Raw genomic sequence first — 12,910 nt, 5'->3', positions numbered from 1 at the left:
TTATTATATAATAAAACATATATAATACTAGTTAGTTATAATGTTTTGTAAAAAGTTTTGTGAGGATTCAAGTGAAAAGAAATCATTCTAGTTCCACTCTTTTTTATAAGTTTAATATTGTTATTGTAATTTATACAATGATTATTGCCACAACCATTTTCTTACTATTAGATCACGGATATAGGAAAATAATAACAAAAGAACTTCAAAGCTTTACAAAATTCGTCAATAATATTATGATAAAAAGCTTCTCTAGAGATACAAGAAACATGTTAATCGCTATTGATGACTTTGTTAAAAATTATAACCAGAATTTGAACACACAAAAAAGTGATCATTTAAATAATGTAATATCTATCGACCAGTTAAGCTTATTCCCATCCTATATAAAAATAATAGAATACACAAATAAAAACGGCAAAATATTGTATTCAAGTGATGAGAGAAGATTAAATACCTACATAAATTTACAAGAAATGAAAACGGATAGTAATATAAATAACTACCACACAGTTATACTAAACCAAGATTTAACAATAATAAATAATAAATCCTATATACCAATGCTTTACAAGATCCCCCAACAAGATCAAAACGATTTGTATAATACAAGTAATGCAAACATAAAGTCAGAAAAAAATATGAGTATAAATTATGATGGATATGTTGTTTTATATGCAGACATACTAGAACAGATAAAACAACTAAGAAAAAACATATTTATGCTTTTAGAAAGATCCTTACTAGAAAAAGGAAATCAACACAAAAGCTCCCATTACTTTAAGATATATGCTATTAACAATCAAGGAGATATTTTTGGTGAACAAGACGAAGAAACACTTAAACCTATAAAATTATCCTTAAACAGCCTGTTTGAAAACAATCCAAAAATAACAACTCCATTACTCAATGCAATAGCTCAAAGAAAAAGTAATTATAATACTAGCTACAACAATAACATAATCTCCATAACAAGACTTACATCTTCATCTTGGTATTTAGCAATACAAATGAATTATAACAATATATTTTCAAATGAACTCAACAATATCAAATTGATGTCAATATCAACAATAATATTACTCGTAATAATATTTATATTAATCATGATAATTACAATCAAAAAACTAATCATATCAAAAATAGAAAAACTTAATAAGATCATTCCAAAAGTCAAAGAAGGAGATCTCACAATCAAGATTGAATCAAAAGGAAAAGATTCAATAAGTGCCACAATAAATTATTTCGGGTATTTCATTGAAAATTTAAAGAACGTAATAAACTCGCTACAAGGCAGAGTAAAACTATTAAAAGAAAACGGTGATCTACTCTTTAATGAAATAAATAAAGCTTATGATACAATAACAAACTCAAATAAGTACATAGAAAAAACACAAGGGGAAATAGAAAAACAAGTTGAGTTTATTTCAAATACAACAAATACAATTGAGAATTTATCTAAAAATATCGCATCACTTGACAATTCAATTGAAACTCAAGCTGCAAGCGTTGAAGAATCATCTTCAGCTATTGAAGAGATGATAGGAAGCATACAATCAGTCACAGAAATAACACAAAAAGCTGCAAAAAGCACAGAAGAACTTAAACTATTCTCCGATGATGGTAGAAAAAAACAAGAAGAGATTATCATGCAAATTAAAGATATTTACAAAAATTCAACAAGACTACAAGAAGCTAATGCACTAATATCATCCATTGCTAGCCAAACCAATTTACTATCAATGAATGCTGCTATCGAGGCGTCTCATGCGGGAGAAGCTGGAAAAGGTTTTGCAATTGTTGCAGAAGAGATTAAAGACCTTGCAGAACAAGTTACTTCACAATCAGAATCAGTTGCAGCATCAATAAATGAAATCATGGATTCAATCAATCAAACAGTAAAAACATCAGAATTAACAAATAAAGCTTTCAATCAAATATTTAACTCAATCAACCTCGTAGTTCAAGTCATAGAAGAAATCAATCACACTATGCAAGAACAATCAATTGGTAGCCAAGAAATTTTAAAAGCTTTAAACACAATGAGAGAAATAACATATGAAGTAAAAATAGGTTCAAATGAAATGTTTAGAGGAAATAAAGAGATAATTAATACAGTTTCTGTTTTAGAAGAAATTAATGTCACAGTTTCAAATTCAATGAAAGGACTAAAAGAAGAAATCAAAAAACTAATAGAAGCTGTTGAAAGCATCAAAACTTTTGGAACAACAAATTCAAATCACATTACAGAAATTAATACAGATACAAATCAATTTAAAACAAAATAGCTAAAGGTAAATCTTATGAATAATAAAACATTTTACATCACAGATAGATATCTAAAAACATCCTTAATGCTATTTCCAATTTTTGCCTATACAAAAAATTTTTTAGAAGGAACCATAATATCAATTTGGATTTCATTGTGTATTTTACTTCCAGCAATAATTATTAAACAAATAGAATTAAGAAATCAAATATTAGGAATTTACCTATTAATAATAGGAATTGTTGTCAGTTTAACTTACCTATTCATGTACTACATAACTCCTATTCTTTATGAAAATTTAAGATTTTCAATCCCTATTTTAACAGTGATAATAATCTCATTTCACAAAAATGAACCTTTTAAAAGTGTAAAAGACTCATTAAGCATATTGCAATATTCCAAATTACCGATAATAACATTCATATCACTAAGCGCAACAATTTCACTATTTAGAGAAATACTAAATACTGGGGGCTTACAGCTTTTCAATATTAAATTATCAATAATTAAAGATGGTAATATAATAAAAACACCTGTTTATAGCTCAAATATTTTTCTAGCAGCATCCTTAATCTTTCTCTTAATTAACATACTAATAAATATTAAAGGGAAAAAGAATGATCAGTAAAATAAAAAAAGATTTAGAAAATAAAATTAGCAAAACAATAAAAGAGCTTGCATTAAAACAAAACATTACATTAGACAAAATAAATATAATCATGAAAAAACCTCCAAAAAGTGAACTGGGAGATTTATCAATACTAATATTCGAATTTAGTAAAATCTTAAAACTCAGTACATCTGTGATTATTGAAGAGATAATTAAACAGATTGGAAAGAAATACACAACCAAATCAATGGGAGCTTATTTAAACATAAAATTCAACAGAAAAGAATATATTAAAGATATAATCAAAAAAGTCAATGAACAGAAAGAAAAATATGGAATAAATAATGTACTTAAAAACAAAAGGATAATAATAGAATTCTCATCACCAAATACAAACAAACCATTGCATGTAGGACATCTTAGAAATGACATTATTGGGGAAAGCTTATCAAGAATACTAAAAGCTTCTGGTGGCCAGGTAACAAAAATAAATTTGATAAATGATAGGGGAACACATATCTGCAAAACCATGCTTGCTTATAAAAAATTTGGAAATAATACAACCCCTGAACTTTCCCTAAAAAAGGGGGATCATTTAATCGGTGATTTTTATGTAAAATACAACGAATATGCTAAAAATAATAAAATGGCAGAAGACGAAATACAACAGTTATTATGTAAGTGGGAAGAAGGAGATGAAGAGACTGTTAAACTTTGGAAAAAATTAAATAAATGGGCAATTGAAGGAATCAAAGAAACTTACAAACTTACAAACATTACATTCGATAAAATTTATCTTGAAAGTGAAATATTTAAGATCGGACGAGAAATTATACTTCAAGGATTAGAAAAAGGTTTATGCTATAAACGAGAAGATGGGGCTATATGTATCAATATACCTATAGAAACAAATGAAATGACCGATCAAAAATTTAAACAAAAAGTACTCCTAAGAGCTAATGGAACCTCCATTTATTTAACACAGGATCTAGGAAATATATTAACTAGAAAAAATGAATTTGATTTCGATGAAATGATTTATGTAGTTGGAAGTGAACAAATTCATCATTTTAAAACTTTATTTTACGTTGCAGATAAATTAGGAATTACAAAAGAAAATAATCTAGTGCACTTATCATACGGCATGGTAAACTTACCTACAGGTAAAATGAAATCAAGAGAAGGTCATGTAATTGATGCTGACAACTTAATTCATGATCTAAGCGAATCAACTATGATAGAGATAAAAAAGAGACATTCAAATGAGCAAGATTCCAAAAAAATTGCATTAAATATATCACTAGGGGCCATTCACTACTATCTACTCAAAACGGCAATACACAAAGATATATTATTTAATAAAGAAGAAAGCTTATCATTTACTGGAAACTCAGGTCCATACATTCAATATGTAAGTGCAAGAATTAATAGCATACTTGACAAGTATGATGAATTAAATTTACCCAGCAAAAATATTAATTTCGACCTCTTAATAAATGAAAACGAATGGGCAATAATCAAAATTATCTCTGAATTTGAAGAATATATAATTAAGGCTGCAAAAGATCGTAATCCTTCAATAATAGTCAACTATTCTTACTTACTTGCAAAAAGCTTCAGTGCATATTATCAAGACACAAAAATAATAGATAAAGATAAGCCTGAACTTACACATGCAAGAACTGATTTATCAAAAGCAGTTCTACAAACAATAAAAAATTGTATGCATTTACTTAACATTCCCTACATGAAAAAGATGTGAACTTTTCAAATTCACATTTCAAGCCTATAATCATAATAATTCACAGTCATCCTTATTAAATATTGACATTATCTTCTTATGATATTTTTCAAATATGTAATACCTTTTAAGCTTAAGAGTATTAGTAAGTTCTTCGCCCACAACAAAACTATCTTTTAATAAAACAAATCCAACAATCCTCTCAAAGCTCTTAAATCCAGACTTAAGATTAACTATATCTGAAATACATTTAGAATAGAGTTTGTTAACAGCTTCATTAGATAATAAATCATCATGAGAATCAAATATTATTTCATTAGAACCAGCCCATTTCTCAAGAACTTCAAAATTAGGTACAATAATAGCTCCTAAAAACTTTTGATCTTGACCGACAACTACAACATTTTCAATAAATAAAGACTTTGATAAAGCTCTCTCGATAGATTCAGGCTCAATATTTTCTCCACCTCTTAACACAATCGTATCTTTACTTCTTCCAACAATTGAAATCTCATTATTAATTGTTGCACACACCAAATCACCTGTCTTAAACCAACCATCTCGTGTTAAAACTTCCCTTGTTGTAGTGTCATCTTTAAAATAACCACTCATAACTTGAGGGGATCTGACCCAAAGCTCACCCTTTTCACCAGGAGATAAAAAATTACCATCATTACCGACTACTCTATATTCAATATCTGGAAACAAAGGCCCAACAGTATTTGCAACAGGACTCTTAAGACGTCTTACACTTAAAACAGGTCCCGTTTCTGTAAGACCATAACCTTCAAGCACCACAATCCCTACAGCTTTGAAGAAATAATCAACATAATTTACCAAAGCGCCTCCACCAGAAACACCAAATTCAAATCTTTTCCCAAGTGCTTTCTTTATCTTTCTAAAGACTAAAACATGTCCTAAAAATTTAAAAGGCAAAATAAAAATTAATCCAGTAAGACAAGCAACCTTTATAAAAATTGAAACTAAAAAATTTGACCTCTTATAAACAGGAACAAGTCCCAAAAATTTTTCCTTAAGCTTTATATAAAGAATTCCTATCTTTAGGAAAAAATTAAATAAAAATCTCTTAAAAAAAGACTCCGATACTCTTTTCATAATTCCAATCCTTATTCCTTCCCAAATTCTTGGAACAGAAATAATTGCATGGGGATTTAAAGCTGCAAAATCTTTAAGTAAAACGGGCCCAATAGGCTTTGAATAAGCAATTGCCATACCATTAAGAGCAACTATATATTCACAAGTTCTCTCAAATGAATGCCACAAAGGAAGAATAGATATCATTATTTTCCCTGGTTTAATTGTCGGCAAATAATCACCAATTCTATCTACTTGAAAAATAAAAGATTCATGACGAAGTACAACACCTTTTGGCAATCCTGTTGTTCCTGAAGTGTATATTATAGTAGCAATATCCTTGCCAGAAACTTTTTCAAGTTCAGAATCAAACATCTTAGGATTATCTTTTAAATAATCATACCCCAAACTCAATAATTTTTTATAAGAGATTATTGTAATATTTCCCAATTTATCTTCATAAAGTTTATCATCATCAATAACAACAACATGTTTAACAAATTTAAGCTCATGTTTTTTAGAAATGATTTTTTGAAGCTGTTTAGCATTCTCCACAAAGACAAAACTAGACTCAGAATGATTAATAATATAAACCAACTCATCTTCAGACGAATCATTACCCTTTGGAACATCAATACATCCTAAACTCATAACAGCAATATCAATAATTATCCACTCTTTTCTTGAATCAGAAATAAGAGCAACCCTATCACCTTTCTTAATTCTATAATGCAAAAGACCAGAACCAATACTCTTAACTTCATTCCAAAAATCAGAATATATCTGTCTCTTAAAATCTTTAGACTCATTCTCTTTATAAATAAAGATATCAAGATCACCATAAAGCCTCACAACTTCATTGAAACGCTTAGGTATAGTATCCAGCATAGATCCTCCTTAACTAATTTAACAAAAAGAGCAAAACACTAACAAAAATATTATAAAAACTATGAACAAAAATTGAATAATATATATTTTTATGTATTAAATATATATAAGACAAAATTCCCCCAAAAATTAATGCAAATAAAAATCCAACAAATCCATAATAAAAATGTCCATAAGCAAAGATAAAACTACTAAGCAAGGCTGCAATCAATGAAGTAATCCCTATCTGTTTAAGTTTGGTAATAATAAAAGCCCTGTAAAACAATTCTTCAACTCCTCCTGTAAAAAGAGAAGTAATAACCATTAAATAAAGCGATTGCTTACTGCCTATATTCCACATAAAACCAGAGTTACCTACTTCAACCCACACTCGAACTGATTCTGGAAGACAATACAAAATAAAACAAAAAATAATCAATAGCAAAAAAATACAAATAAGCAACTTAACAAAAATTAAAAATGCTTGCCAAATAAAAATAGGATTAAATTCAGGAATAAAAAACTCATCTCTAAAATTATAAGAACTTGTTAATTTAGAAAAATATACAACAAAAAGAATTAAAAAAGTACTATACAACCAATAATAATAATGATTTTTATCAAAATTCCAAAGATCAACATCAATACTGTCAAAAGGAGAAATACGAGTAACTATAAAATAGGATAATAGAACCTCCAAAAAAACATACCTTAAAGGGTATTTATTTAATAATGTCATAATAAATTATAGATATATAAATATAAGATTGTCAAATTTTGTGATAATTAATCCAAAACTGATTCGATACATTTTTGATATATTTAAAATATACTTCTTAAAAAGAGATTTTCAGTGATTTTATTGTTTATAGTAAGTGCATTAAATTTATTAACAAGATATTACTTAAGACTAAATCCAATATATTTAAATTTAATCTTAATGTCAATTTTTTTAATAAAAAGAAATGCTCATTTGTCACTCACATTCATGATTAGTACAAGTTTGCTAGTCATTTTTGAAATTAGCCTAAACTTTAAAAGACTTGAGGATAATTTTTATCAAATAACAAATATTACCTATTTTGCAAAATATTCAAATACCAAGATTGAATCAATAGATGGATTTGGTAAAAAATATAAATTTATATTCAAAAATATTGAAAATAAATATAAAATCGGAGATATCGTCAAAATTCAAAATAATAAAATGCAACTTATCAAAAAACCCCTGCTAGTAAATATTAGAGAAAAATATAATAAACTAATAAACCGGTTTTTAAACTCAATCAGTACCAAATATTCTCACTTTTCAAAAGCGATTTTAACAAACAATAAATCAGATATAACAAAATATGAGAGTAATTTATTTCAAAAAGCAGGTATATCACATATATTAGTGGTATCTGGCCTACATTTTTACCTAATTTATATTATTTTCTATTATTTACTTCTTATAATCAAAAATGAAAAACTAAAATATTTAATTCTAAGCACAATACTACTCAATTATCTAATCTTAACAGGCTTTTCACCATCTACTCTAAGGGCATTCATCATGATAAAAATGCTTATAATTTACAAATCAACATATGGAAAAATCAATTTGCTTAGTACATTAGCAATTAGCTTTATAATAAATGCCATAATTTTACCACACACACTAAATTCAATAGGATTCAAGTTATCCTATCTTGCAGTACTTGGAATATCAATCTCCCTTGCTCTTAATCAAAGATATAATTTAAATAAACTCATATATCCAATTTTTACAACCCTTATGATTCAAGTTTCAACAGCTCCCATTTTTTATGTTAATGATCTCAACCTTCAACCAATCTCAATACTATCAAACCTAATAGTTACTCCCCTAATACTAGTATTTTTAATAATAACGATATTAAGCTTAGGAAGCTACATAATCAACGCACACTTATTTTTATTACTTGATCTAATGAACACTTATATCTTTAAGGCAATAAAAGAAACAGCCATTATCTTTAGCAAATTTCCAGTAATTCAAAATTATAACGTAAAAATATTTCTAGTCTTAAGTATTTTAACGATACTTTATATAATCTATAAATTAGAACAAGAAAAGAGATATCTCAACAAAAACATAAAACACCAATGATAGTAATATGCTATATTTTTATTATCTATGAACATAAATTATAACAGCATAAACAGTATAAAAAGTGCACTTGCGAGCAAAAATATAGCTCCACGAAAAATATGGGGACAGAATTACTTAATTAATGAGCATATAAGAGAAAAGATAGTAGACACGCTTGAAATTAAAGAAAATGAAAACATTTGGGAAATAGGTCCAGGGCTTGGAGCAATGACAATCATTTTGCTGAAGAAAACAAATTTTCTGACAGTTTTTGAAATTGATCCTAAGTACTCAGAAATTTTAAATGAACAATTTGGACAATTTAAAAATTTCAAGCTAATAAAAGGTGATTTTTTAAAGACACATAAACAAGAAAGACAAAATATTAACAAAATATTTTCAAATTTACCTTATAACATTGCATCAAAAGTAATATCAATGCTTATTGAAGATGGAATCTTAACGCACATGGTATTTACAGTACAAAAAGAACTGGCGGACAGAATGCTTGCAAAAGAGGGAAATAAAAATTACTCATCATTCACAGTACTAGTTCAATCACACTTTAATGTAATTAAAATAATGGATATTGGTAAAAAAAATTTTTATCCAATTCCTAAAGTAAAATCAACAACTCTTAAACTCATTCCTTGCAAAAGAGTAATTAAAGACTTTAAAGCATTCAACAAGTTAGTCAGAACAGTATTTATAAGTCGCAGAAAAAAATTAAAAAATACAATCATTAACTTTACCAAAGACGGAAGCATTTTTGAAGAAGACTTCTTAAAAAGATTTTTAGATAAAAGACCTGAAGAGATTTCTGTCAAAGAATTCATTACAATCTCAAACAAACTAACTATCAATCATCAAGGCACTCGTTAATACGATATCATCTAGAGAACACCCCCTTGAGAGATCACTAACAGGATTTTTAAGTCCTTGCAAAAAAGGTCCATAGGCATTAGCAAAAGCCAATCTTTCAACAAGCTTATAGCCAATATTACCAGACTCCAAACTAGGGAAAATAAGTACATTTGCAGCACCAGCAACCAAGGAATCACCGCACTTTTTCTCTGCAACACCTTTAACCAAAGCTGCATCAATCTGAAGTTCCCCATCAATAAGTAAGTCTGAGCATTTGCTTTTAACAAGCTCTAAAGCACCTTTCACCTTGTCAACTTCTATAGAATTAGCAGACCCCTTTGTAGAAAAGCTTAGAAGGGCTACTTTTGGCTCTGCATTAAAAATATTCTTAAATGAATTTGCACTCTGTATTGCAATTTCTGCAAGCTGAAGAGCATTAGGATTGATTATTACAGCACAATCAGCAAACATTAAAATTCCCTCATACCCAAAACAAGTTTCAGACCGACCAAGATCATTACCAGTATCCATAATCATAAAAGAAGATATAAAATTAGTCTCTCTAAGCTTAGGAAGTATTTTAAACACACTCCTTAAAACTTTAGCTGAAGACACTAACGCACCACAAACACAGGTTTTAACTTCACCAAGTCTCACCATCATCATAGAAAAAGCAATTTCATCTAAAAGTTCTTCTCTAGCTTGCTTCAAAGTTAATTTCCTATTATGTTGTAAACTAAAATATTCATCTAAATATCTATTAAAATCTTTAAAAGAATTGGGATCTACAACTCTTACCATTTCTAAGATATCATCTCTAGAACCTGACTGTTCTTTTAATCTTCTAAAAACCTCATCTCTACGCCCAATAAGCACTACAAGTCCTGCGAGTTTTTTCTTTAAAAGCTCAATAGTTGCTTCTAAAATTCTAACATCAGTACTTTCAGGAAAAACTATACTGGCCTTATCTCCCTTTTCCCTCACAATTTTTTTTGCTCTATCACATACATAATTTTTAAAATTAAAAGAACCCATATATCCTCCATATCACATTCATCATTAATAAAAGCATAAATTATTTAATAAACAAAATGAACAAAATAACCCATATTAGTATTAAAATATGAATATAATACAACAAAAAAGGAAAAAATAAATCAAGTGAAAAAAAAGAACTTAATTACAGCTGCATTGCCATACGTTAACAACATACCTCACCTTGGTAATTTAGTACAAGTATTATCAGCAGATGCTTTTGCACGATATTCAAGAATGATGGACATAGATACGCTTTATGTCTGTGGAACAGATGAATACGGTACAGCCACAGAAACTAAAGCTTTAATTGAAAAAACTACCCCTGAAGAACTCTGCAACAGATATTATGCAATACACAAATCAATTTATGAATGGTTTAACATTAAATTTGACATTTTTGGACGCACAACCAACAAATCCCACAAAAAAACTGTACAAGATTTATTCTTAAAACTAGAAAAAAATGGCTATATCACAGATAAAGAAAGTGAACAATTCTTTTGCCAACAAGATCAAATGTTCCTAGCCGACAGATATGTAACAGGAGAATGCCCAAATTGTGGAAATAATGCAAAAGGAGATCAGTGTGAAAATTGTTCTAAATTATTAGCCCCAATCGACTTAATAAATCCAAAATGTATAATTTGCAAAAATATTCCCATTATAAAGACAACTAAGCATCTCTACATTGACCTACCAAAGATAAAAAATGAACTTATACATTGGATGCAAACAACTGAACACAATACAAACTGGAATACCAATGCCATTAAAACAACAAATGCATTCTTAAGAGATGGTCTTAAAGAAAGAGCAATAACAAGAGATTTAAAATGGGGCATACCAGTACCCAAAAAAGAATATGAAAATAAAGTATTTTATGTATGGTTTGATGCACCAATAGGATATATCTCAATTACAAAAGAAATTTCAAAAGACTGGGAATCTTGGTGGAAAAATAACAAAGAGACTAATTTAGTACAATTTATTGGAAAAGACAATATCTTATTTCACACAGTAATATTTCCTGCCATCAAGCTTGGAAGCAAAGAAAACTGGACAATGTTAGGAAAACTAGCTTCAAGCGAATATTTAAACTATGAACACTTAAAATTTTCAAAATCTGCAGGAATTGGAATATTTGGAAACGATGTCATTACCACTGGCATATCTGCTGATATTTGGCGATTTTACATATATTACAACAGACCTGAAAAATCTGATTTTCAATTTATGTGGGACGACTTTATGGAAAGGATAAACAGTGAACTTATTGGAAATTTCTCAAACCTTGTTAACCGAGTATTAACATTTTATAAAAAATTCTTTGGGGACAAAATAGACACAATAGAGATAAAAGAAGATTTCTGGAAAGAAATCAATCTTAAATATGATAAAACTTTAAATTTCTTCAAACAAATAGAACTAAAATCAGCTCTAAAAGAGATTCTTGATATCTCAAGAATAGGTAACAAAATATTTCAAGATAAAGAACCGTGGAAAACAAAAGACAGTACACCTAAAAAAACAAAAGAGCTATTATTAAACCTAATATATTTAATAAGGGATCTATCCATCTTAATCTCACCATTCATACCGCACACAAGTGATAAAATAAGAAGATTCTTTGGAGAAAGTTATGAAATTTCCAACAAATTTTTAGGAACAAATTTAGGTCTAAATACAATTCAGTTTACAGAAGTATTATTTACAAAGCTAGAAAAAGAATTAATTGATAGTTTAAAATTAAAATATTCAGGGGGCAAAAATATGCAAGATGAACAAACAGAAAATCCAATAAATTTATTTAGCGAAAAAGTATGCTTAAAAGTTGTACAAATAAAAACAATAAAGAGAAATCCAGACGCAGAAAAGTTATTCATTTTAAAGCTTGATGACGGGACTCCTGACGGGAAACAAATTGTAAGCAGTTTGGCAGATTATTACAAAGAAGAAAAATTAATTGGAAAACACATAATAATAGTTGATAATTTAAAACCTGCCAAATTTAGAGGGATCAAATCTGAAGGAATGTTAATTGCAACTGAAGATGAGAATAAAAATTTTAAAGTAATAATTGTAGAAGATTTTAAAGATAATCCCATCCCTGGAGAGCGAATAATACTTGAGAGTGATAGTGATAAGAAATTAAAATTACCATCAAAGATCAGCATAGATAAATTCCTTAAAACCCAAATTGTAGCAGAAAATGGGGAACTTAAAGTAAACGGTATTAACCTTATACTAGAAAATTCTAAAGAAAAAATACTATCTAGAGAAATTCCAAATGGGAAAGTATATTAAGTCTCAAAT

The 12,910-nt window shown here is 28.2% G+C and carries 9 protein-coding genes; 6 read left to right on the top strand and 3 right to left on the bottom strand.

The window, feature by feature from the left end; translation table 11 throughout:
- The first annotated feature begins 71 nt into the window (after positions 1–71).
- The 3 genes from bvRMA01_RS03010 to argS are packed head-to-tail and all read left to right on the top strand — an operon-like array spanning position 72 to position 4,641.
- Complete coding sequence (locus bvRMA01_RS03010; protein ID WP_247032092.1) at positions 72–2,288, top strand: methyl-accepting chemotaxis protein; 2,217 nt, start codon at positions 72–74, stop codon at positions 2,286–2,288.
- Positions 2,289–2,303: 15 nt separating this feature from the next.
- Positions 2,304–2,897, top strand: a complete 594-nt coding sequence (locus tag bvRMA01_RS03005) for a hypothetical protein (RefSeq protein WP_011772536.1) — start codon at positions 2,304–2,306, stop codon at positions 2,895–2,897.
- Positions 2,887–4,641 carry an arginine--tRNA ligase gene (gene argS, locus bvRMA01_RS03000; RefSeq protein ID WP_247032090.1) on the top strand — a complete coding sequence of 585 codons (1,755 nt, stop codon included), beginning with the start codon at positions 2,887–2,889 and terminating at the stop codon, positions 4,639–4,641. The genes bvRMA01_RS03005 and argS overlap by 11 nt, the downstream gene beginning before the upstream one ends.
- 30 nt (positions 4,642–4,671) lie before the next feature.
- Here argS and bvRMA01_RS02995 read toward each other — a convergent pair whose 3' ends face one another.
- The gene (locus bvRMA01_RS02995) at positions 4,672–6,603 is read right to left on the bottom strand and encodes an AMP-binding protein (RefSeq protein ID WP_247032088.1); all 1,932 of its coding nucleotides are present in this window, start codon (positions 6,601–6,603) and stop codon (positions 4,672–4,674) included.
- Positions 6,604–6,616: 13 nt separating this feature from the next.
- Positions 6,617–7,321: a CPBP family intramembrane glutamic endopeptidase gene (locus bvRMA01_RS02990; protein ID WP_011772533.1), complete on the bottom strand. Its 705-nt coding sequence runs from the start codon at positions 7,319–7,321 to the stop codon at positions 6,617–6,619.
- Between the two features lie 114 nt (positions 7,322–7,435).
- Here bvRMA01_RS02990 and bvRMA01_RS02985 point away from each other — a divergent pair, with 114 nt between their 5' ends.
- Positions 7,436–8,713, top strand: a complete 1,278-nt coding sequence (locus tag bvRMA01_RS02985; protein WP_247032086.1) for a ComEC/Rec2 family competence protein — start codon at positions 7,436–7,438, stop codon at positions 8,711–8,713.
- Between the two features lie 27 nt (positions 8,714–8,740).
- On the top strand, positions 8,741–9,577 hold the full coding sequence (rsmA, locus tag bvRMA01_RS02980; protein ID WP_247032084.1) for a 16S rRNA (adenine(1518)-N(6)/adenine(1519)-N(6))-dimethyltransferase RsmA: 837 nt from the start codon (positions 8,741–8,743) through the stop codon (positions 9,575–9,577).
- Here the strand turns inward: rsmA and pta are convergent.
- The gene (gene pta / locus bvRMA01_RS02975) at positions 9,548–10,594 is read right to left on the bottom strand and encodes a phosphate acetyltransferase (protein WP_247032082.1); all 1,047 of its coding nucleotides are present in this window, start codon (positions 10,592–10,594) and stop codon (positions 9,548–9,550) included. The genes rsmA and pta overlap by 30 nt on opposite strands.
- A 117-nt stretch (positions 10,595–10,711) precedes the next feature.
- Here pta and metG point away from each other — a divergent pair, with 117 nt between their 5' ends.
- Complete coding sequence (metG, locus tag bvRMA01_RS02970; protein WP_349643000.1) at positions 10,712–12,901, top strand: methionine--tRNA ligase; 2,190 nt, start codon at positions 10,712–10,714, stop codon at positions 12,899–12,901.
- The last annotated feature ends 9 nt before the right edge of the window (positions 12,902–12,910 follow it).

The organism is Borrelia venezuelensis (assembly GCF_023035835.1).
Classification (GTDB): Bacteria; Spirochaetota; Spirochaetia; order Borreliales; family Borreliaceae; genus Borrelia; species Borrelia turicatae.
The sequence above is the reverse complement of the archived record's forward strand: the minus strand, read 5'-3'. Positions and strand labels throughout refer to the sequence as shown.